Below are 21670 nucleotides of genomic sequence, written 5' to 3'. Positions count from 1 at the left end.
ATTATTTTTTTAAACTTTCATAATATTTTTTGTCTAAAATACTATAATCTGCTAATTTGCTTTTACTATCAGGCTTCCAATTATTAGAAATTGTTTTTAAAATAGTTTCTCCCAATTTTTGTGCAACCATACATGGGAAGGCATTTCCCACTTGAACACATTGATTTTTTGATGATCCATGAAACTCAATATCATCTGGAAAAGTTTGTATTCTAGCAGCTTCTCTTGCCGTAATTAATCTATTAAGCCAAGGGTGAATGGGGAAAGCATTATGACCTGGTACTAAGGTTATGGAGGGTTCATTTCTATGTAATCTTCTATAAACATGACTAAAATTCTTTATCTTTTTACCAGTAAATTTTGCATACTTAAGTTTTTCAGGTAATTTTTCAACATCCATCTTTTTACCTTCTTCAACATAAGAGTATCTATCAGAGATTTCCTTTGAATGATTCATTGGTTCGTGATTTGTAAAATGTTTATGGCTTTGTTTGGTAGCAAGGTCTGAGATAACCTCACCTACAGTTCTGTATGGAAGTTGCCATTCTCTTGGTTCACTAAAATATTTCGGTTTTGGCCATGGTATAATGTGACCTGTGTTGTTTGCTATAAGTATAAATCTTTTTCTTTTTTGAGGAACTCCATAATCGGCTGTATTAATAATTCTATAATCAAAATTATTGTATTTTAATTGTTTTAATTTTTTTTTAATAAAATCAATATAAATACCCTCACCTAGATTTAAAATTCCACTAACATTTTCAATTATTATCCATTTTGGTTTAATCAATTCTATATATTCAAAATAAGTCTTAACTAAATCATTTCTATCATCATCTAGTGGATTGTAATTTTTTGTATTTTTAAAACGTCTTTTACCAAATATAGAAAATCCTTGGCAAGGTGGACCTCCAACAACTAAATCAATTTTTATATCTTTTATTGTATTTATAATTTCTTTTTTAGTTTTTTTTTCCCTCACATCTCCAAAAATAAATTTTGTATTAGGGTAATTTTTTTCATGTGTCTTTTTTACATCTGAATCAAAATCATTTGCAAAAATACAATTCATGCCAGAATTTTTTAACCCTATAGAAATTCCACCAGCACCAGAGAAAAAATCTACAAAGTTAAAATTCATTTTTTTCTTTTTTTCTTTGTTGAAATCAAGAAGATTAAGAGCATTATTCTTTTTTAATATTAGATTAGAACTTTCTTTGTAAGACTCTTTCAAATGGCTATCAATAGAAATAGCAATTTTTGCAGCGAGTAAAGGAGGAACCGCATTACCAACAAGTATGCATTGCTTTCTTCTTGTGCCTACAAAGATATGTTTATCTGGAAAAGTTTGTATTCTAGCCGCCTCCCTAGGTGTGAGGCTTCTATTTAAAGTTGGATGAATAGGGAAAGCATTATTTCCAGGTACCAATGTTTTAGAAACTTTTTTTCTATCTAATCTTTCATAAGTACTACCAAAGTTTGATCTTCTAATATTTTTTGGTAACTTTTCTGGTAGTGGTAATTTTTTTCCCTCAGGAATTAATTTGTATCTAGATATAACTTTCTCAGAATGATTTAGCGGCAAATGATTTGGGAAAGTCTTTGTTTTATTAGTTAAATCATTAATAGCCTGTCCCACATTTTCATAGTTTTTTAGTTTACCTATGCTTTTCATAGTTTTTTTAGGAAATTGGAAATGATTATCAAGTCTAGTGCCAAATATAAAAACTCTTTCGCGAATTTGAGGAACTCCATAATCGGAGGACTTAAGAATATCAAAATGAATATTATAACCACATGACGAAAAACCATTTACAGTCTTGTCAAAGAATCTTCCTTCATACATTGACTTAAAACCTTTAACATTTTCAAATAAAAAAAATTTAGGATTTAAATCTCTAACTAGCTTTATATAAGAGTTAAATAAGTCATTTCTTGGATCTGACGAGTTTTTATCACCCATTGCAGAGAAGCCCTGACAAGGTGGCCCACCAATAATTAAATCAGGTCTTTTATTATTTGTTAGCTTTAGAATTTCTTTGTAATCTAGTTGCCTTATATCTTTTTTAATAAATGGAATATTAGGGTAATTTTTTTGATGTGTTCTTTCAGCATCTGCCTCAATATCAGAGCTTAATAAACACTCATATCCAGCATTTTCAAATCCAATTTGAAAGCCTCCTCCACCTGAGAATAAAGATATAAAGGTTAATTTATTTTTCATTGATTCTGTTTAGACTAATACTATCAGTAAATATCTAGCTCTACATTTAATAATTCAGACTTATTACATCTTGTAGGTGTTATCCATTGGACAATTTGAAATTAATTCTGTTAATTCTTCTATACACTTATGCATTTATAATAAGTAACAAACCTAGAACCACGATCCCTAAAAGTTTTTTCATATAATCAGGTGTCTAGGTGATGGAATTATGTGTAGTGAAATTGTAGTGAAATATCTTTAACCAACTTGACGGGAGTCTAGAAGTAAGTAGTATCAATAGTTAATGAATGTAAATTTGTTTAGCTTATTGATTTGTAATCAATAGGTCCGCGGTTCGACTCCGTGCGGGGGCACCATCATCCCAAGTTAAACGTACGCAAACTATAAACTTTGGTTATAACTTTCAGTGGGCATGGTCGTCAGGTTATTTAGCAGGTCAATATGCTTAAATACTATTAAATTAACTTTTCTAATTAGTCTAAAAATACTAATCCATCTCTTTTCAAAAGTACTTCGTTGATTTCAAGAAACTCTTTATATGTGCAGGCACCAGAATTTTTAAAACTTTTAATTGGGTCTAAAATTTCAAAATCTCCTAAATGATCTTTGTTAATAAAAAAAGCATTTGTACCCGAACTATCTATTGCAATTAACTCAAACTTTTTTTCTTTTAATAAATTAGTAAAAGCTTTGAGTGAAGCACCAAAATAAAAATCTGGTTTCATAGAATGATCTTCATTATATTCTATTGTCACTGAAGCATCCTTGCCAAAAAAAGGGTTATATTCACAACAGATTAATTTAATTTTACTTAAGTTTAATTCCTTAACTATCCAATAGTCATTACCGTCAATATCTAGTGAAAAAAAATCAAAATTATTATTTTCGATTATTTGTTTTAAGCTAAATTTTTTTATAAATTCATTAACTATATTAATTTTTTGATTTGGGTAACATTGGTTTATATATAAACGCATCTTATCACAAATTTTATTATCAGAGTCTATTAAGGTTCCATTCCAGCCGTTTCTAATTAAATTTAATGAATTACATTCACTATAATGAAACCCAACTTCTAAAAATTTTTTAGAATTTTCTATTTTTGAAAATATATAATCTATCAGACCATCTTCATTATTTTGTGAGTTAATCTTGTATTCATATTTATTAATATAATCTAAGTTATTTTTGTAATTTAATAATATCTTTTTTTTATTTTTTATTTTATAAAAAATCTTAAGGTTAGATAGATGATTCAGTTTTGAATATAAAAAAGGGATCTTATTTTTACAAAATAGTAATATTTGAGGGTAGATTTCTTTTTTAATTTTTTTTCCTATACCAAGCATAATAAATATATTTTGTTAATTACCTCTAAAGTTTATTGGTTGCTTCAATTTCTTCCACTTTCTTTGATTCTTCAATAGGTCCGCGGTTCGACTCCTTGCGGGGGCACCATCACTCCAAAGCATAACGTAGCAAACTCAAGACTAATTGTTATAACTTTCTATTCCCACAATATCCTATAACTAGATTCTTGTCACAATAATTGTGCCAGGATTATTAACTTTGACTCTGGAATGATGAATAAGTATTACAGGCCATCGTAGAAGTCTGCACGAGCAATTGATTTGTAATCAATAGGTCCGCGGTTCGACTCCGTGCGGGGGCACCACTTCACTTACTTTTTAATCAAAATAATTTATGCAAAGACTATTCTTACGACAATAAGTGTTGTCAGATTGTTGTCAGATTGTTGTCAAATCAAGTAGTCGTTTATATTTACAATCATATTTTATTTTAACGATCTATGCATTTAAATAACCAGTAATTTGTTTGGTAAGCTTCTTGAATGAATTTATAAAATTGTGCATCCTTATTATGTTTCAGACAATGTTCGCTAGCAATATTTGAAGCTTCTGGTGAACTAAGTAATCGAAAATCATCCTGAACAAAAACTTGAACTGAATTACCTTGGGTTCTTCCAGTGGTGCTTGGAATATTACATCCGCTCAACAGCAAACCCAGAACCAAGATCCATAAAAGTTTTTTCATCACTTAAACTCTACCACTGTTGCCAGATTGTTGTCACGTATTAATTATTTATGAAATAATATTGCAAACGAACGTTTATTTAAACTTTTAGAATTGATTTGTAATCAATAGGTCCGCGGTTCGACTCCGTGCGGGGGCACCATCATCACTTAATTATTTGAAGTTTCTTTACGCGTTTGTTCAATTTTTATTTTTTTATGAAGACTATTATTTTTATTGTACAATAATTCAAAGCTAATTTTTTTATTGGCTTGAATTTTAATTGTTTTTGCATTTCTAACCTCAAAATTATCTGCAACAGCGCTGATAGGTCTTTTATTTGTATCTAAATTTTTTATTAAAATTTTAGATTTATCACTAATAATTGTACCCTTCCATCTTCTAGGTCTAAAAGGACTAATCGGAGTTACTGCTAGCTTTCTTGAATCTAAATTTAGAATTGGTCCATGTGCTGATAAATTATAAGCCGTACTACCTGCAGGTGTTGAAACTAACACGCCATCAGAGATTAGATTTTTAATAATATTTTTCTTATTAGCAGTAATCGAAATTGATGATGCTTGCTTACTTTGTCTTAATATTGACACCTCATTGATAGCTATTGATTTTTTTGTTTGATTTTTTTTATTAGTCACAGTCATTTGTAGAGGATAAATTTTAACACTATTAGAGATATTCAAATTTTTAATAAAGTTTTCTTTAGAAAACTTATTCATCAAAAAACCATAGTTTCCGGAATTAATTCCATAGAAAGGTTTTTTATATTTATGTAATTTTTTTAAAGTTTGAAGCATGAAACCATCTCCTCCTAGAACAATTATTATGTTGGATTTTCTTAAAGATTTAATGTTAACTTTTTTAATAAGAATTGATTTTATCTTAAGGGAGACTTTGGTTTTATCAAATACTAAATATACTTTATCTCTCATTTAGTGGTGCCCTCGGCCAGACTCGAACTGGCACTCCAAAAAGGCACGGATTTTAAGTCCGTTGTGTCTACCAATTTCACCACGAGGGCATGTACTATTTTCATTTGTTTAACTGTTTTTATTTATAACTCAACTTCTTTTTGTTAACAAATCATATCAATATTTTAATTAAGCTTTTAATGCTTTTTTAAGAATACGATTATCTAAATTACAATCTTTATAACCTCTCTTTACAACATTTAAATATCGTTCTGTTGGATATGCAAATAAAGTTTTTTTGGTCATGGTATAGGTCATTACTTTTTTACCATAATAAGTAAAATAATATTTTTTATATAGAACTGGATAATCTTCATAAACATCTAATTTTTTTTCATCACTTTTAGATATTTCAAATAAAGCACCAGGAACAATTGAGTTTTTTTTAGGTTCTATATCAGCAGCTCTATATTTGCTTCTAAAGGTTAGTTTAAAATTAGTTAAATTAATTTTTTTTAAAAAGACACTGTCCTTGCATCTTCTTTTCATTTGAAAATGATTAAGATTACTTCCGTAAGCAAAATAAAGCATTAAACTATCTAACAACTACTTCTATTTTTTTTTGATTAACAAACTCTAATACTTCAGAACTACACTTGTCAATTTTAAGTTGGTCTTCAGATCTTATTACTATTGATACGCCTAATTTTCCTGCATGAAAAAATGGGTAACTTCCAATTTCAACATCTTTATTGTTATCTTGAACATTGGTTAAAGAGTTTGCAATTTCACTTTCAACAGTTTTTAAACTTATTGTATGGCTTAATATTGGATCTCCCCCTACTATCTTGTTTTTTAATCCACCCAACATTGATTTTAAAATTGAAGGAACTCCTGGTAAGCAAAAAACGTTTTCTATATTAAATCCTGGAGCACCACTTGTTGGATTTAATATTAAATTAGCATTACGTGGCATCCATACCATTTTTTGTCGACCTTCATTAAATTCACCTACTTTGTAGTAAGCTTCTAATATTTTAAAAGCTTCTTTGTGAATTTCATACTCAAGATTAAATGCTTTAGAAATAGACTGAGCAGTAATATCATCATGAGTTGGTCCTATACCACCGGTTGTAAATACATAATTATTAACCTTTCTTAAATGATTAACGGTCTCAATAATTGTATTCTCTATATCTGGAATTACCCTAACCTCGTTAACTTTTACACCAATTGAGTTTAACCATTGTGCAATTGTGCTGGTATTAGTGTCTTGCGTTCTTCCAGATAGGATCTCATTACCAATAATAAGTATTGCTGCATTAAATTTTGTATTTTGGGTCATTATTAAATATACAATTTAAATATGGAATTTACCAAAGCTTTAATAAAAGGCAAACTGATCAAACGTTATAAGAGGTTTTTTGCAGACGTTAAAATTGGCAAGGAAATTGTTACAGCGCATTGCCCTAATACTGGATCTATGAAGGGCTTATTAGATGAAGGAAATGAGGTTTATGTATCTAAAAATGATGACCCAAAAAGAAAATTAAAATATACTCTTGAAATAGTTAAAGTTAAAAAAAATTTAGTTGGTGTTAATACTCATTTTGCAAATAAAATTGCCTTCCATGGTTTAGCAAATAATCTAGTTAAAGAAGTTGCAAACAATGACAGTATCAAGGCTGAGGTATTTTTTGATAAAGAAACACGGTTTGATTTTTTAGTTGAAAAAAATAAACAAAAAATATTTGTAGAAGTTAAAAATGTTACTTTATTCAGAGAAGAAAAAACTGCAGAATTTCCAGATGCCGTTACCACCAGAGGGTCAAAGCATTTAAAAACACTTATAGAGGCGGTTAAAAAAGGCTATAAATCTTATCTATTATTTTTAGTTCAAATAGAGGGTGTGGATAATTTTAAAATAGCAAAAGACATTGATAAAGAATATTATGAAAATTATTTAATTGCAAAAAAAGCTGGAGTTAACTTTTTAGCTTATCAATGTAAAATAAATTCAAAAGAAATTAAAATAGATAAAAAAATTAAAATTATTAATGCCTGATTATTTAGAAAAATTTGAAAAGATGAGAGTTGCTGGAAATCTTGCAGCAAGAACTCTTGATATGCTTACAGATAATATTAAGCCAGGTGTAACTACAGAGTTTGTAGATAAACTAGGATATGAATTTATTAGGGACAACGGTGGTTACTCAGCTCCACTTTTTTATAGAGGTTTTAAAAAATCATTATGCACTTCTTTAAATCATGTTGTCTGTCACGGTATACCTTCTGATAGAGTTTTAGTTGAAGGTGATGCTTTAAATGTTGATGTAACAGCTATAGTTGATGAACATTATGGTGACACAAGTCGAATGTTTTGTGTTGGAAAAACTCCTGTTAAAGTTAATAACTTAATTGATGCTACATACGAGTCGATGATGAGAGCAATCAACTTATTAAAACCAGGATTAAAATTGGGTGACATTGGATATGAAATACAATCTTTTGTTGAAAAAAAAGGCTACTCAGTCGTTAGAGATTTTTGTGGTCATGGAATAAGCACAACATTCCACGAACCACCTAATATTTTACATTATGGAAGAAGAAATACGGGGATGGAACTTAGACCTGGAATGACTTTTACAATTGAGCCTATGATAAATATCGGTGAATGGGATGTAAAGATGCTAAAAGATGGCTGGACTGCAGTTACAAAAGACAAATCTTTATCAGCACAATTTGAACATACGTTAGGTATTACTGAAAATGGTTATGAAATCTTTACAGAATCTGTTAAAGGTTATTCTAAGCCCCCTTACTTATAATTAATGATTGAACGATATTCTAGAAAACCACTAACTGACATATGGTCAGAACAAAACAAATACCAAATTTGGCTCGATGTAGAGGTTGCAGCAGCAGAAGCCATGGAAAAATTAGGTCAAATTCCAAAAGGTGTTTCATCAATTGTTAGAAAAAAAGCTAAAATAAACGTTAAAAGAATTCATCAAATTGAGAGTAAAGTTAAGCACGATGTTATAGCATTTTTAACATCTGTTACTGAAAAAGCAGGGATTAAAGCAAGATACCTTCACCAAGGTATGACCTCTTCTGATGTTTTAGATACTAGTTTAAATATTCAATTAGTTCAATCTGGTAAAATTTTACTCAGTGATATCGATCAAATTCTAAAAGTTTTAAAGAAACAAGCCAAAAAATATAAATACACTCCTTGCATGGGCAGAAGTCATGGAATTCACGCTGAACCTATAACATTTGGTTTAAAATTAGCTTCATTTTATGAAGAGTTTAAGAGAAATAGAAAAAGATTAGTTGATGCAATTGATGAAATTTCAACATGCGCAATTTCTGGTGCTGTTGGCACATTTGCAAATATTAATCCTAATGTTGAAAAACATGTAGCAAAAAAACTTGGATTAAAAGTTGAGCCTATATCAACTCAAGTAATACCAAGAGATAGGCACGCTTTTTATTTTTCAATTCTTGGAATTATTGCAGGATCAGTTGAAAGAGTTGCAATTGAGATTAGACATTTACAGAGAACTGAAGTTTATGAAGTTCAAGAGTTTTTTTCAAAAGATCAAAAAGGTTCATCTGCAATGCCTCATAAAAAAAATCCAATCCTAAGTGAAAATTTAACAGGTCTTGCAAGAATGGTTCGAAGTGCTGTAATCCCTGCTCTTGAAAATATTGCACTATGGCATGAAAGAGATATTTCTCACTCAAGTGTTGAAAGAAATATTGGTCCAGACGCAAATATTACCTTAGATTTTGCTTTAGCAAGACTAAGTAATATTTTAGATAAAATGCTTGTCTATCCAAAAAAAATGATTGAAAATTTAAATATAACTAAGGGTTTAATTTTTTCACAAGAAGTAATGTTAGAGCTAACAAAATCAGGTTTAAGTAGAGAACAATCTTACAAAATGGTTCAAAATTATGCAAAAAAATGTTTTGCAGAAAATCTGCATTTATTTGATGTTATATCAGATGATAAATTCATAATGGCTAAAATTTCATCAAAAAGATTAAAAGCTATATTCAATTATTCATCGCATTTTAAAAACGTAGATTTAATTTTTAAAAGAGTATTCAAATAATGAAAAAAGGTAAAAAATTATACGAAGGTAAAGCTAAAATAATTTACGCAACATCTGATAAAAATTTGGTTATTCAATATTTCAAAGATGATGCAACTGCTTTTAATAATTTGAAAAAATCAACAATTGAAGGCAAAGGTGTTTTAAACAATAGAATTTCAGAACATATTTTATCAAACCTAACTCAAATTGGGATTAAAAATCATTTAGTAAAAAGACTAAATATGAGAGAACAAATTATCAAATTAGTTGAGATTATACCTATTGAATTCATTGTTCGTAATGTTGCAACAGGCTCTATTACTAAAAGATTAGGTATCGAAGATGGAACAGTTTTAAAACAGCCACTATTAGAGTATTGCCTTAAAGATGATAAATTGGGTGATCCACTTATTGCTGAAGAGCATATTTTAGCTTTTGATTGGGCTACAAAATCTGAATTAGAAAAAGTTAAAAAAATGATTCTTAGAATTAATGATTTTATGATTGGAATGTTTAGAGGAGTTGGGATTAAACTAATTGATTTCAAACTTGAATTTGGAAGACTTAAAGAAAATGGGAAAAATGAGGTTATTCTGGCTGATGAGATTAGTCCTGACACTTGCAGATTATGGGACAGTATTACTGATAAAAAACTAGATAAAGATAGATTTCGTAAAGATTTGGGTGATTTGATACCCGCATATACTGAAGTTGCAAAAAGACTTGGTATATTGCATGAGCAATCAAATTTAAGTGCTGTTAATGTTACAAAGTTAAGATCAGTTAAAAAAAGAAAATAATATGAAAATATCTGTAATTATAACTCTTAAAAAAGATGTTTTAGATCCTCAAGGTAAAGTTATCCATCAAACCCTGGATGGCATGGGGTTTGAAGGGATTAATGAAGTAAGACAAGGAAAATATTTTGAAATTGACACTAAAGAAGATGATAAAAAAAAAGCTGAAAAAAAAGTTGAAGAAATGTGTAAGAAACTTTTAGCAAACTTAGTAATAGAAGACTTTAAAATTATTGGATCACAATAATAAAAAATGCATTCATCCGTAATAACCTTTCCTGGATCTAATTGTGATAGAGACATGGATGTTGCTTTAAAAAAATTTGGCTTTAAAAACAAAATGGTTTGGCATGACGATGTTGAGCTGCCAAAAAGTGATTTAGTAGTTTTACCAGGTGGTTTTTCATACGGGGATTACCTTAGATGTGGAAGTATGGCATCCAAATCAAAAATTATGAAATCGGTATTAAACTTTGCTCAAGGGGGTGGTAAGGTTTTGGGTGTTTGTAATGGTTTTCAAATTTTAGTTGAATCTGGTCTGCTACCAGGTGTGCTTCTTAGAAATAAATACCTAGAATTTATTTGCAAAAATGTTTTTGTTAAAGCTAATAATAAAGATAACTCTTATTTTAAAGATGATAAAAAAGACGTCTACGAATTTCATATAGCTCATAATGAGGGAAATTACTTTTGCTCTAGTGATCAAATTAAAGAAATTAACGACAATAACCAAATAGCTTTATTTTATTCAGATGAAAACGGAAATGTTAATGAACAGTCTAATCCAAATGGTTCATTACAAAATATAGCTGGTGTGTTTAATAAACAAAAAAATGTTTTAGGAATGATGCCTCATCCAGAAAGAATGATAGACCCTGCTCTTTCAGGTGAAGATGGTTCAATTTTTTTTCAAAACTTAATTAATAATTTAAAATAATGATAGTTAACGAACAGCTTGCAATTGATCATGGTTTAAAAAAAGATGAATATAAAAAAATCTGTGATTTGTTAAAAAGAGTTCCCAATATTACTGAGCTTGGTATTTTCTCAGCAATGTGGAATGAGCATTGTTCTTATAAATCTTCAAGATTTCACCTTAAAAACTTACCTACTAAAGGAAAAAACGTAATTCAAGGTCCTGGTGAAAATGCTGGTGTTATTGATATTGGCGATGATGATGCAATAGTATTTAAAATTGAAAGTCATAATCACCCTTCATTTATTGAACCTTATCAAGGTGCTGCAACGGGTGTTGGTGGAATTATGAGAGATGTCTTTACAATGGGAGCAAGACCAATAGCTAATTTAAACTCAATTCATTTTGGCTCACCTCAGCATAAAAAAACCAAAAATTTATTACGTGGAGTTGTTCACGGTATAGGTGGATATGGTAATTGCATGGGTGTTCCAACAATTGCTGGTCAAACTAGTTTTGACGAATCTTATAATGGTAATATTTTAGTAAATGCTATGACCTTAGGTCATGTAAAAAAAGATAAAATTTTTTATTCAAAAGCTGCAGGTTTAGGAAAACCTGTGATCTATGTTGGTTCAAAAACAGGTCGAGATGGAATACATGGTGCAAGCATGGCATCAGCTTCATTTGATGATAAAATTGAAGAAAAAAAACCAACTGTTCAAGTTGGAGATCCTTTTACAGAAAAACTATTATTAGAGGCTTGTTTAGAATTAATGGCAGGAGATTCAATTATTGCTATTCAGGATATGGGCGCTGCTGGATTAACTTCTTCAAGTATCGAAATGGCTTCAAAAGGAAATTTAGGAATTGAGATCAATTTAAATAAAGTTCCTTGTAGAGAGGCAAACATGTCCCCTTATGAAATTATGCTATCTGAAAGTCAAGAACGAATGCTTATTGTTTTAGAAAATGGCAAAGAAGAAATGGCTAAAAAAATATTTGATAAATGGAATTTAGATTTTGCTGTAATTGGTCAAACAACAAAAAGTAAAAAGATTGAACTTTATTTTAATGAAGAAAAGGTAGCAGATATTCCTGTTAACACATTGGTTGAAAACTCACCTATGTATGACCGTAAATGGAAGAAAGCTAAATTACCTAAAAGAATTAAAGTTAAGAAAGAACAATTTAAAACCTTAAAAGTAAAAAATGTTTTAAACAAAATATTATCTAATCCAAATGTTTGTAGCAAAGAGTGGATTTGGCAACAATACGATCATACCGTTATGGGTGACACTATTCAAAAACCTGGTGGAGATGCTGGTGTTGTTAGGGTTCATGGTACCAATAAAGCTGTTGCAGCATCTGTAGATTCATCTGCTGTATATTGTTGGGCTCACCCTTTAAGTGGAGGAAAGCAAATTGTTTGTGAAAGTTGGAGGAACTTAATTTCAGTTGGTGCTAAACCAATCGCTATTACTAATTGTTTAAATTTTGGTAGTCCTGAAAACGAAGATAACATGGGTGAGTTTGTTGAGTGTGTTCAAGGTTTAGGTGAAGCAAGTGCTTACTTAGAGTTTCCAGTAGTTTCAGGAAACGTTTCATTTTACAACCAAACTAAAGATATTGGGATTAAACCTACTCCAGCAATTGGGGGAGTTGGTTTAATTAAAGATTACCAAAACATGGTTACAATGGATTTAAAAGAAACTGATAATATACTTTTAGTTATTGGTAAAACTGAAGGTCACTTGGATCAAAGTTTATTTGCAAGAGATATTCTAAATGAAAAAAATGGACCTCCTCCTGAAATTAATCTTTTTAATGAAAAAAATAATGGTGAAACAATTTTAAAGCTTATTGATAAAAAATTTATAAAATCTGCTCACGATGTTTCTTTAGGTGGAATAATTACTGCTCTTTCTAAAATGTGTATTAAAGGTAAAAAAGGTGCAACTCTTAAAAAGTCTAATTACTTAATTAATCAATTTGAATACTTATTTGGTGAAGATCAGGGAAGATACATTATTGAAATTAGTAAAGATGATCTAGAAAATGCCACTAAAATACTTCAAGAAAACTCCGTACATTTTGATGAACTTGGGTTAGTAAATGAGGATAGTTTAATAATTGACGATAAGACGAAAGTATCAATTGACGATTTGATTAAATCACATACAAACTGGCTAACGAACTATATGGAAAACTAAAATGGCAATGGATATAAAAGAAGTTGAAACACTCATTAAAGAAGCTTTACCAGATGCTATAATAGAAATTCAAGATCTTGCAGGAGACAGTAATCACTACTCAGCAACGATAACCTCTAAAGAGTTTTCAGGAAAAAGTAAAATTGAACAACACAAAATGGTGTACAATTCTTTAAAAGGGAAAATGGGCAACGAACTTCATGCATTAGCAATTAAAACAAAGGAACAATAATGGACGATAGCACAAAAAATTTAATTCAAAGTCATATAGATACCAACGAAGTATGTTTATTTATGAAAGGAACGCCAGATGCTCCTCAATGTGGATTTTCTATGGCTGTGTCAAATATGTTAAAAATTTTAGAAGTAAATTACAAAGGAATAAATGTTCTTGAATCTCAGTCTTTAAGAGAAGGAATTAAAGAATTTAGTGACTGGCCTACTATTCCACAAGTTTATATTAAGGGTGAATTTGTTGGAGGCTGTGACATCGTTAAGGAAATGTATGAAAACGGTGAGCTCAAAAAAGTTCTTGAGGATAAAGGAATTAATTTTAAAAAATAGTTTATTACTTATAAATATAATCTCTAGTATTAGGAGTTGACATATAGTTCTTTGTTAGTTGAAATTGATAAACAACTTGGTCTCCCCATTTAAAAGCACTTTCACAGCTGGCTAAATAAAATTCCCACATCCTAAAAAATTTTTCATCAAACATGTTAATTATTTGAATTTTATTTTTAATACAATTTTCTTTCCAGTGCCTTAGAGTGTGAGAATAATGCAATTTAAGAACCTCTATGTCAGATACTATCAATCCAGCTTTTTCAACAGGTGTTACCACCTCACTGAGACTAGGCGTATAACCACCTGGAAAAATATACTTAGTTATCCAAGGGTGTGGGTCTCTAGGAGGATTAACTGAGCCAATAGTGTGAACTAGTGAAACACCATCATCATTAAGTAAATTATCAATCTTATTAAAAAAATTTTTATAAAATTTTCTACCCACATGTTCAAACATTCCAACACTTACAATTCTATCAAACTTTTCATCTAACTGACGATAATCTATTAGCTTAAAGGTAACTTGATTTTCTAAATTAAGTTCTTTGGCTTTTTTAATACAGTAGTTAAACTGATTTTCAGATAAAGTAATTCCTGTGACCTCACAATTGGCACTTTTTGCAATATCAATCGCTAAAGATCCCCAGCCACAACCTATATCAAGAACTTTTTGATTTGGCTTTATATTAAGTTTTTTTATTATGTGTTGTATTTTATTATTTTGAGCATCTTCTAAAGTATCATTTTCATTTATAAAATATCCACAAGAGTATTGTTTTTTAGGATCTAAAAATAAACTGTATAAATCATCTGAGAGATCATAATGATGTGCAACATTCATTTTTGATTTTTTTATAAAGTTAAAGTTTGTCAAATATCTATAAGAGCCATAAAGCTTATTTATCAACATACTAAAAAAATTTAATTCACCTCTTCCTATATTCATAAGCGCTATATCTAAGAAATCAGTTAAACTTCCGTTTTCAATTTGTATATCTCCATTAGAATAAGCTTCTCCAAAATATAAATCTGGCCTAAAAAATAATTTATAATGGAGTTTTTTATCTAATATTTTAACTGTGATTGGTTTATTGTTTTTTGGTGTACCTATAATATATTTATTTGAACTTGCATCAATTAAAAGAAAACCATCTTTCTGGAACAATTTATTTAGATATCTTGCCAGTTGCATTTAAAATCTCATAAAAATTTTATTTATAAGAAAAAATATATAATGAATTTATGTAAAATTCACTTAGGATTAATTCACAATTTTATTGGAATTTTAAGAACAATATTAAAAGAATTATTTAAAAAAAAGGATATTTATTATCTAGAGTAATATTCAATTACTAGATTAGGTTCCATTATTACTGGATAAGGAACTTCGTCGAACTTAGGTGTTCTAACAAAAGTAACTTTTTTATTTTTTTCATCTAAATTAATGTATTCAGGAGTTTCTCTTTCTTTGCTAGCTAGAGCAATATCAATTATAGCCAACTGTTTAGATTTATCTCTAATTTCAATTATATCTTCTTCTTTAACAACGTAACTTCCAATGTTAACTTTTTTACCGTTAACTCTTACGTGACCATGGTTAATAAGTTGTCTCGCTGAAAATACTGTTGTTGAAAATCTTGCTCTATAAACAACAGAATCTAATCTTCTTTCAAGCAAACCAATTAAATTTTCACCGGTATCCCCTTTTAACATGGTAGCTTTTTTATAAATATTTCTGAATTGTCTTTCGTTAATGTTACCGTAGTAACCTTTTAATTTTTGTTTAGCTTGTAGTTGAATTCCGTAATCAGAAGGTTTTCCTTTTCTACCTTGTCCATGTTGTCCTGGACCATAATCCCTTTTATTAAAAGGACTTTTAGGTCTACCCCATAGGTTAATTTTTAACCTTCTATCTATTTTATGTTTAGCGCTTATTCTTTTTGTCATTTGATAGATGGGTTTATAAACTTACTCATTATTTTGTCAATCAACCTTTTTTGGACAAACTTGCAAATACACTGGATAAAATACGTGTTTCTTTCTCAGAAAGCTCCATTTTAGAAAAAATACTTCTTAAGTTTTCAAGCATAATAGGTCTCTTCTCCAAGGGTTTAAAAAAGTGTTTTTCCTCTAGTTTTTTGATGCACAAGTTAGTCATAGCTTGAATATCCTTTTTGCTAGCTAAGGTTACTTTTTTTGATTTAGAATATTTTGCACCCTTTAAATTAATAATGCTTGCTACTGTATGAGCAATAATAATAACACTATGTGACAAGTTTAAGGATTTAAAATCAGGGTTAGTTGGGATCTGCATGGTGTAATTAGCATAACTGATCTCATTATTAGATAAGCCAGACGCCTCAGAGCCAAATAAAAAAGCTATCTTTTTATTAAAATCAATTTTTTTTAAATCATCTAAATTAATATGTTTAATATTTTTATTTCTAAATCTTGCAGATGTTGCAATAACGTAATCTACTTTTTTTACAGCAGATTCTAAAGTTTCATATACTTTAGCATTAATAATTAGATCTTTTGCACCAACTGACGTTGCTAAAATTTTATCATTTGGAAAAATTGGTTTTGGTTTAACAATAACTAGCTTTTTAAAATTAAAGTTTTTAAGAGCTCTCGCACAAGCTCCAATATTTTCAGATAATTGGGGTTGATGTAAGACAAATGATATATTGCTAAAAGACATTAAAGACTTGCTGGAGCTTTATCTTTAAATAATTTATAATCTAAACTATCCACCAATGCTTTAAATGAAGCATCAATTATATTTGCTGAAACACCAATGGTGAACCAATTTTTGCCTTTTGAATCTGTGCTTTCTATTGAAACTCTAGTGATTGCCTCAGTACCTGTATTTAAAATTCTAACTTTATAATCAACTAATTTTAAATCTTTTAAATATTTAGAGTATTTATTTAATCGATCTACATTTTGTCTAATAGCATTATCTAGTGCATTAACAGGACCATTTCCTTCACCGGTACACATAATTTTTTCACCATCAACTTCAAGCTGAGCTTTTGCAGAAGAAACAATTGTGCCTGATGAATCTTTTTTAACAGAAACATCATATTCTTTAATCAATATATACCTTGGTATTTTGCTAATAATCCTTCTGGCCAATAATTCAAAAGATGCGTCAGCACCATCATAACTATAACCTATAAATTCTCTATCTTTTACTTCATCTAAAAGTTTTTTAATTTTAGGGTCACTCTCCTCTATTTCTATACCAATAGTTTTTAATCTTGAGATTATATTGGATTTTCCAGATTGATCTGAAACTACTATGTTTCGAGAATTTCCAACTTCTACTGGATCAATATGTTCGTAAGTTTTTGGATCTTTTTGAACCGCTGATACATGAAGGCCACCTTTATGAGAAAAAGCAGCAGCACCAACGTATGGAAGATGTTTGTTAGGCTTTCTATTTAAAATCTCATCTAACAATCTAGAGCATTCTGTTAATTTTTTAATATTGTCTGGTTTAATTTTTAATTCAAAATTAGTTGCAAAATCTTCTTTTAAAAAAAAAGTAGGGATTAGTGACATTAAATTAGCATTACCACACCTTTCACCTAAACCATTGATGGTTCCTTGCACCTGTCTAACTCCAGCCCAAACTGCAGCTAAAGAATTCGCAACTGCATTACCCGTATCATTGTGGGCATGTATCCCTAAATTTTTTCCAGGTATAGTTTTAGAAACTTCTGTAACTATTTTTGTAATTTCATGAGGCAAGGTTCCACCATTAGTGTCACATAAAACAATCCATCTTGCTCCCTCATCAAATGCTGCTTTAAGACATGATAAAGCATAACTTGGATTAGCCTTGTATCCATCAAAGAAATGCTCTGCATCAAACATGAATTCTTTATTCTCTTTAACGAAATGTTTAGCTGTCTCTTTAATGTTTTCTAAGTTTTCTTCATTAGAAATACCAAGTGCTATATCAACATGAAAATCCCAAGATTTTCCTACAATGCAAACAGCCGGTGTGTTTGAGTTTAAAAGTGCTGATAGTCCAGGATCATTATCGGCACTTCGACCGGTTTTTTTAGTCATACCAAAAGATGTTAGCTTAGCATTATTAAATGAATGTTTTTTCTGAAAAAATTCGGTATCTGTAGGGTTTGCACCTGGCCACCCACCCTCAATATAATCAACACCTAAATTATCTAAAGCTGAGGCAATTTTTAATTTATCATCTACAGAAAAGTCTACACCTTGTGTTTGTGCACCATCTCTTAGTGTTGTATCAAATATAAAAAGTTGTTCTTTGCTCATTTTAGTTTCCAAATTGTTTTACCATCTTTGTCTTCTATTAAAACCCCTTTATCTAAAAGCTTATTTCTAATGATATCAGCTTCTTTATAATTCTTATCTTCTCTTGCTTTGTTTCTAAGTGAAATCATTTCTAAAATGTCATCTTCACTAATAGATGATTTTTTCTTTTTAAATTCAATCCACTCTTCTTTTGTTTTATTTAAAATACCAATAAAATTACAAGCTAATACAAATAAACTTTTCTCTTCATTTCCTCCTTTTAAGGCCTTATCATAAAGTTGATGTAACTTTGCAATGTAGCCAGGTGTATTCAAATCATCGTATAATGGAGACAAAATATCTTCATCTAAAACTATTTTGTCTTTTGGGGGTAAATAAACTTCATACCATTTATCAATAGTATTTTTGCAATCTTCTAAGAGCTTTTCGTTCCAGTCTAATGGTTGTTTGTAGTGAGCACTCATAAGAGCAAGTTTTAAAACTTGTCCGTCAACATTATCTTTAAAATCTTTAATCTTAAGTATGTTGCCAGTTGATTTAGCCATTTTTTCATTGGACATAGTAATAAATGCGTTATGGATCCAATAATTTGCAAAAACTTTACTATCATTGGCACATCTTGATTGTGCAATTTCATTTTCATGATGTGGAAAAATTAAATCAATTCCTCCACCATGAATATCAAATACGTTTCCTAGGTATTTCTTTGACATTGCAGAACATTCTAAATGCCAACCAGGTCTTCCTTTTCCCCAAGGAGAATCCCAAGAAGGCTCATCATCCTTAGAGGGTTTCCATAAAACAAAGTCTTCTGATTTTTTTTTATTATCTGAAACTTCTACTCTAGATCCTGCAATTAAATCTTCTAATTTTTTATTCGATAGCTTTCCATAATCATCAAATTTGCTAACTTCAAAATAGACATGGTTGTTTGCCTCATAGGCAAAATCTTTTTCTATTAAAGTTGATATCATTTTAATCATGAGATCAATATGATCTGTAGCTTTTGGTTGTTCTGATGGATTATCTAAATTTAAGTAATTACAATCATCATTAAAATCTTTAATAACATTATTTGTCAATTCAGATATTGAAAGATTTTTTTCTTTTGCTGATTTAATTATCTTATCATCAACGTCTGTAATGTTTCTTATATAATTTATTTTATCATGACCATATTTTGATTTTAAAACTTTGAACAAAATATCAAAAATAACAAGAGGTCTAGCATTACCAATGTGTGGATTGTCATAAACGGTTGGACCACATACATACATTCCAATATTTTCTTTATTTATTGGAACAAATTTTTCTTTTTTATTATTTAGATTGTTTGTTAAAAAAATATCCTTGTTCATTATCTTAGAATTATACTTTAATTATAGATTTGTGAATCTATAAGATTAGTTGGGAATCTTGCAAACTGGGATTGGTTCCATTTTATGCAAGTTCATCTTTCTTATTTTTTCGTATTTTTGACGATTTATTGAATTAACATTGTTCATAGCTTCTTCTAATTCCTCGTATTTAAGACCTAACTGACCTTCATCAGTTCTGCCATCATCCCATAATCCATCTGTTGGAGCAGCATCAATTATCTCTTGAAGAATATTAATAGATTTACCTATTTCCCATACTTCTGATTTATTGCAATCCGCAATAGGAGATATATCAACTCCACCATCTCCATATTTTGTATAAAACCCTACTCCAAAATCCTCAACTTTATTTCCAGTACCAACTACAATACCTTTGTTTGTAGCTGCTACTTGATAAAGAGTGGTCATTCTAATTCTTGCTCTAGAATTTGCCATACCAAGTTCACTATCAAAATTAGATAGCGTACTCTCAAACGTTTCAAATAATTTATCTAAATTTATTGTGTGTGCTTCAACATTATCAAAATTTTTAACAAGCCATTCTTGATGTTTTAAGCTTAAATCATGTTGTGATGATTTTTGTTTAATGGGCATTGATAAAACAATTGTTTTAATGCCTGTCATTGCGCTCAATGTACTTGATACAGAAGAATCTATTCCCCCAGAAATTCCAATGATTAAAGATTGAGCCTTACTTGGCATCTTGTTCACGTAATCTTTAATCCAATTACTTATAAATTGTGCTTTTTCTAAAGGTTTCATTTCCTAAAATTTAAACGAAATTGTATTCAATACAATGGTTTAAGATGCCGCTTTAATATTTTTTTTAGAATAAGCGGCATTTTTTTTAATCTCATCAGAAATTAAAAAAGCTAACTCTAATGCTTGGTTAGCATTAAGTCTTGGATCGCAATGAGTGTGGTAACGGCTAGATAAATCTTGGTCAGATATTTTCTGAGCACCACCTGTGCATTCCGTAACATTTTGACCAGTCATTTCAATGTGTAATCCACCTGCATAACTTCCTTCACTTTGGTGGCATTCAAAAACATTTTTTACTTCTTTGACAACACTATTAAAGGGTCTTGTTTTAAATCCAGTTGTAGCTTTAATTGTATTTCCATGACAAGGGTCACATGACCATATTACATTTAAACCTTCTTTTTTGATTGCTCTAATTAATTTTGGTAAAAATTTAGAAACATTTTCATGGCCAAATCTAGAAATTAAAGTTATTTTACCTTTTTCATTATTTGGATTAATTTTATTACAAAGGTTTATCAAGTCTTCAGCTTTTAATGTTGGTCCACATTTAATTCCAATTGGATTTTCAATTCCTCTACAAAACTCAACATGTCCACCATCTAGTTGTCTTGTTCTATCTCCTATCCAAACAAAGTGAGCTGAGGTATCATGATATTCACCTGTTGTTGAATCTACTCTCGTCATTGCTTGTTCAAAAGGAAGTAATAAAGCTTCATGTGAAGTCCAAAAGTTTACTGTTTTTAATCTTCTATTAAAGTCAGAATTAATTCCACAAGCATCCATAAATGCTAAGGCATCTGCAATTCTATCTTCTAAATCTTTAAATTTTTTAGCAGCAGGTGTATTTTTAATAAACCCTAAGTTCCAAGTATGTACTTTTTTAAGATCAGCAAAACCTCCATGAGAGAAGGCTCTTATAAGGTTAAGCGTTGATGCAGATTGAGAATAAGCTTTAAAAAGTCTTTTTGGATCAGGAACTCTTGATTTTTCATTAAATTCCATTCCATTAATATTATCACCTAGGTAACTAGGCAGTTCAACACCATCAATATTTTCAACAGGAGAACTTCTTGGTTTTGAAAACTGTCCAGCAATTCTTCCAAGTTTAATAACTGGTAATGATGCCGAATAAGTAAGCACTAACGACATTTGCAGTATCAGTTTAAATGTATCTCTAATGTTATCAGGATGAAATTCTGCAAAACTTTCTGCACAATCTCCACCTTGTAATAAAAAAGCTTTTCCATCGACAACATCAGCTAATTGTTCTTTTAAATGTCTCGTCTCACCAGCAAAAACTAATGGTGGGAAATCTTTAATTTTACTTAAAACACCATCCAATTCTTTTTGATCAGGATATTCAGGAATGTGTTTTACAGGATAATTTCTCCAGCTATTTATTTTCCAATTTTTCATATTCAACCTAGGGGTGTTG

22 protein-coding genes and 2 tRNA genes are annotated in these 21670 nt (G+C 29.8%); 10 read left to right on the top strand and 14 right to left on the bottom strand.

Translation table 11 applies throughout. The features are described from left to right. Position 1: 1 nt before the first annotated feature. Positions 2–2224 (bottom strand): DNA cytosine methyltransferase, encoded by a 2223-nt coding sequence (locus AC5SL3_RS02525; RefSeq protein WP_494578616.1) that lies wholly within the window; start codon positions 2222–2224, stop codon positions 2–4. A 476-nt stretch (positions 2225–2700) separates the two neighbouring features. Next, positions 2701–3576 (bottom strand): hypothetical protein, encoded by an 876-nt coding sequence (locus AC5SL3_RS02520; RefSeq protein WP_494578614.1) that lies wholly within the window; start codon positions 3574–3576, stop codon positions 2701–2703. 251 nt (positions 3577–3827) lie between these two features. On the opposite strand from AC5SL3_RS02520, the gene AC5SL3_RS02515 reads away from it, so the two are divergent. After that, positions 3828–3902, top strand: a tRNA-Thr gene (locus AC5SL3_RS02515). A 125-nt stretch (positions 3903–4027) separates the two neighbouring features. Here the strand turns inward: AC5SL3_RS02515 and AC5SL3_RS02510 are convergent. The 5 genes from AC5SL3_RS02510 to AC5SL3_RS02490 form a co-directional block, all read right to left on the bottom strand. Beyond that, on the bottom strand, positions 4028–4282 hold the full coding sequence (locus AC5SL3_RS02510; RefSeq protein ID WP_494578612.1) for a hypothetical protein: 255 nt from the start codon (positions 4280–4282) through the stop codon (positions 4028–4030). A gap of 149 nt (positions 4283–4431) precedes the next feature. Continuing rightward, entirely contained in the window at positions 4432–5211 is a 780-nt protein-coding gene (locus AC5SL3_RS02505) for an NAD kinase (RefSeq protein WP_494578611.1), read from the bottom strand. A 4-nt stretch (positions 5212–5215) separates the two neighbouring features. Next, a tRNA-Leu gene (locus AC5SL3_RS02500) sits at positions 5216–5300 on the bottom strand. A gap of 79 nt (positions 5301–5379) precedes the next feature. Continuing rightward, a complete protein-coding gene (locus AC5SL3_RS02495; protein ID WP_011282161.1) occupies positions 5380–5781 on the bottom strand; it encodes a gamma-glutamylcyclotransferase family protein in 402 nt (133 codons plus the stop codon). Between the two features lie 4 nt (positions 5782–5785). Beyond that, entirely contained in the window at positions 5786–6535 is a 750-nt protein-coding gene (locus tag AC5SL3_RS02490) for a competence/damage-inducible protein A (protein ID WP_018414180.1), read from the bottom strand. A 21-nt stretch (positions 6536–6556) separates the two neighbouring features. Between AC5SL3_RS02490 and sfsA the strand changes: the two genes are divergently transcribed. The 9 genes from sfsA to grxD are packed head-to-tail and all read left to right on the top strand — an operon-like array spanning position 6557 to position 13786. Further along, complete coding sequence (sfsA, locus tag AC5SL3_RS02485) at positions 6557–7255, top strand: DNA/RNA nuclease SfsA (protein ID WP_271626242.1); 699 nt, start codon at positions 6557–6559, stop codon at positions 7253–7255. Further along, entirely contained in the window at positions 7248–8018 is a 771-nt protein-coding gene (gene map / locus AC5SL3_RS02480) for a type I methionyl aminopeptidase (RefSeq protein ID WP_020169493.1), read from the top strand. Before sfsA ends, map begins: the two co-directional genes overlap by 8 nt. Positions 8019–8021: 3 nt before the next feature. Further along, a complete protein-coding gene (gene purB, locus AC5SL3_RS02475) occupies positions 8022–9314 on the top strand; it encodes an adenylosuccinate lyase (RefSeq protein WP_494578608.1) in 1293 nt (430 codons plus the stop codon). Further along, positions 9314–10096 carry a phosphoribosylaminoimidazolesuccinocarboxamide synthase gene (gene purC / locus AC5SL3_RS02470; RefSeq protein ID WP_006996790.1) on the top strand — a complete coding sequence of 261 codons (783 nt, stop codon included), beginning with the start codon at positions 9314–9316 and terminating at the stop codon, positions 10094–10096. Before purB ends, purC begins: the two co-directional genes overlap by 1 nt. 1 nt (position 10097) lies before the next feature. After that, on the top strand, positions 10098–10340 hold the full coding sequence (purS, locus tag AC5SL3_RS02465; RefSeq protein WP_006996789.1) for a phosphoribosylformylglycinamidine synthase subunit PurS: 243 nt from the start codon (positions 10098–10100) through the stop codon (positions 10338–10340). Between the two features lie 6 nt (positions 10341–10346). Further along, a complete protein-coding gene (gene purQ, locus AC5SL3_RS02460; RefSeq protein WP_494578607.1) occupies positions 10347–11030 on the top strand; it encodes a phosphoribosylformylglycinamidine synthase I in 684 nt (227 codons plus the stop codon). Next, entirely contained in the window at positions 11030–13222 is a 2193-nt protein-coding gene (gene purL, locus AC5SL3_RS02455) for a phosphoribosylformylglycinamidine synthase subunit PurL (RefSeq protein ID WP_494578605.1), read from the top strand. The genes purQ and purL overlap by 1 nt, the downstream gene beginning before the upstream one ends. A 1-nt stretch (position 13223) precedes the next feature. Then, positions 13224–13454, top strand: coding sequence for a BolA/IbaG family iron-sulfur metabolism protein (locus AC5SL3_RS02450; protein WP_006996786.1), 231 nt, complete (start codon positions 13224–13226; stop codon positions 13452–13454). Continuing rightward, positions 13454–13786: a Grx4 family monothiol glutaredoxin gene (gene grxD / locus AC5SL3_RS02445; protein WP_271564803.1), complete on the top strand. Its 333-nt coding sequence runs from the start codon at positions 13454–13456 to the stop codon at positions 13784–13786. The genes AC5SL3_RS02450 and grxD overlap by 1 nt, the downstream gene beginning before the upstream one ends. A 4-nt stretch (positions 13787–13790) precedes the next feature. Here the strand turns inward: grxD and AC5SL3_RS02440 are convergent, their stop codons facing one another. The 7 genes from AC5SL3_RS02440 to AC5SL3_RS02410 all read right to left on the bottom strand — a co-directional run bounded on the left by AC5SL3_RS02440 (position 13791) and on the right by AC5SL3_RS02410 (position 21651). Further along, positions 13791–14981 (bottom strand): class I SAM-dependent methyltransferase, encoded by a 1191-nt coding sequence (locus AC5SL3_RS02440; protein ID WP_494578603.1) that lies wholly within the window; start codon positions 14979–14981, stop codon positions 13791–13793. A 137-nt stretch (positions 14982–15118) separates the two neighbouring features. Next, positions 15119–15736 (bottom strand): 30S ribosomal protein S4, encoded by a 618-nt coding sequence (gene rpsD, locus AC5SL3_RS02435; RefSeq protein ID WP_006996782.1) that lies wholly within the window; start codon positions 15734–15736, stop codon positions 15119–15121. A gap of 40 nt (positions 15737–15776) precedes the next feature. Beyond that, positions 15777–16490, bottom strand: a complete 714-nt coding sequence (locus tag AC5SL3_RS02430) for an RNA methyltransferase (RefSeq protein ID WP_494578601.1) — start codon at positions 16488–16490, stop codon at positions 15777–15779. Beyond that, on the bottom strand, positions 16490–18091 hold the full coding sequence (gene cimA / locus AC5SL3_RS02425; protein ID WP_494578600.1) for a citramalate synthase: 1602 nt from the start codon (positions 18089–18091) through the stop codon (positions 16490–16492). The genes AC5SL3_RS02430 and cimA overlap by 1 nt, the downstream gene beginning before the upstream one ends. Then, positions 18088–19449, bottom strand: coding sequence for a cysteine--tRNA ligase (gene cysS, locus AC5SL3_RS02420; RefSeq protein WP_494577245.1), 1362 nt, complete (start codon positions 19447–19449; stop codon positions 18088–18090). Before cysS ends, cimA begins: the two co-directional genes overlap by 4 nt. 45 nt (positions 19450–19494) lie before the next feature. After that, positions 19495–20232, bottom strand: a complete 738-nt coding sequence (gene nadE / locus AC5SL3_RS02415) for an NAD(+) synthase (RefSeq protein WP_494578599.1) — start codon at positions 20230–20232, stop codon at positions 19495–19497. Positions 20233–20271: 39 nt separating this feature from the next. After that, complete coding sequence (locus AC5SL3_RS02410; RefSeq protein ID WP_271616013.1) at positions 20272–21651, bottom strand: class II 3-deoxy-7-phosphoheptulonate synthase; 1380 nt, start codon at positions 21649–21651, stop codon at positions 20272–20274. Positions 21652–21670: the final 19 nt, after the last annotated feature.

The organism is Candidatus Pelagibacter sp. PS_34, assembly GCF_059417845.1.
This window is presented reverse-complemented; position numbering and strand designations above follow the sequence as displayed.

Bases quoted from the DNA above. Each gene is read 5' to 3' on its own strand.
- cysS (WP_494577245.1), bottom strand. From the start codon at position 19,449: ATGAACAAGGATATTTTTTTAACAAACAATCTAAATAATAAAAAAGAA.
- AC5SL3_RS02495 (WP_011282161.1), bottom strand. From the start codon at position 5,781: ATGCTTTATTTTGCTTACGGAAGTAATCTTAATCATTTTCAAATGAAA.
- AC5SL3_RS02520 (WP_494578614.1), bottom strand. From the start codon at position 3,576: ATGCTTGGTATAGGAAAAAAAATTAAAAAAGAAATCTACCCTCAAATA.
- AC5SL3_RS02430 (WP_494578601.1), bottom strand. From the start codon at position 16,490: ATGTCTTTTAGCAATATATCATTTGTCTTACATCAACCCCAATTATCT.
- purC (WP_006996790.1), top strand. From the start codon at position 9,314: ATGAAAAAAGGTAAAAAATTATACGAAGGTAAAGCTAAAATAATTTAC.
- sfsA (WP_271626242.1), top strand. From the start codon at position 6,557: ATGGAATTTACCAAAGCTTTAATAAAAGGCAAACTGATCAAACGTTAT.
- AC5SL3_RS02440 (WP_494578603.1), bottom strand. From the start codon at position 14,981: ATGCAACTGGCAAGATATCTAAATAAATTGTTCCAGAAAGATGGTTTT.
- AC5SL3_RS02410 (WP_271616013.1), bottom strand. From the start codon at position 21,651: ATGAAAAATTGGAAAATAAATAGCTGGAGAAATTATCCTGTAAAACAC.
- rpsD (WP_006996782.1), bottom strand. From the start codon at position 15,736: ATGACAAAAAGAATAAGCGCTAAACATAAAATAGATAGAAGGTTAAAA.
- AC5SL3_RS02525 (WP_494578616.1), bottom strand. From the start codon at position 2,224: ATGAAAAATAAATTAACCTTTATATCTTTATTCTCAGGTGGAGGAGGC.
- cimA (WP_494578600.1), bottom strand. From the start codon at position 18,091: ATGAGCAAAGAACAACTTTTTATATTTGATACAACACTAAGAGATGGT.
- nadE (WP_494578599.1), bottom strand. From the start codon at position 20,232: ATGAAACCTTTAGAAAAAGCACAATTTATAAGTAATTGGATTAAAGAT.
- grxD (WP_271564803.1), top strand. From the start codon at position 13,454: ATGGACGATAGCACAAAAAATTTAATTCAAAGTCATATAGATACCAAC.
- map (WP_020169493.1), top strand. From the start codon at position 7,248: ATGCCTGATTATTTAGAAAAATTTGAAAAGATGAGAGTTGCTGGAAAT.
- AC5SL3_RS02505 (WP_494578611.1), bottom strand. From the start codon at position 5,211: ATGAGAGATAAAGTATATTTAGTATTTGATAAAACCAAAGTCTCCCTT.
- purB (WP_494578608.1), top strand. From the start codon at position 8,022: ATGATTGAACGATATTCTAGAAAACCACTAACTGACATATGGTCAGAA.
- purL (WP_494578605.1), top strand. From the start codon at position 11,030: ATGATAGTTAACGAACAGCTTGCAATTGATCATGGTTTAAAAAAAGAT.
- purS (WP_006996789.1), top strand. From the start codon at position 10,098: ATGAAAATATCTGTAATTATAACTCTTAAAAAAGATGTTTTAGATCCT.
- purQ (WP_494578607.1), top strand. From the start codon at position 10,347: ATGCATTCATCCGTAATAACCTTTCCTGGATCTAATTGTGATAGAGAC.
- AC5SL3_RS02490 (WP_018414180.1), bottom strand. From the start codon at position 6,535: ATGACCCAAAATACAAAATTTAATGCAGCAATACTTATTATTGGTAAT.
- AC5SL3_RS02510 (WP_494578612.1), bottom strand. From the start codon at position 4,282: ATGAAAAAACTTTTATGGATCTTGGTTCTGGGTTTGCTGTTGAGCGGA.
- AC5SL3_RS02450 (WP_006996786.1), top strand. From the start codon at position 13,224: ATGGCAATGGATATAAAAGAAGTTGAAACACTCATTAAAGAAGCTTTA.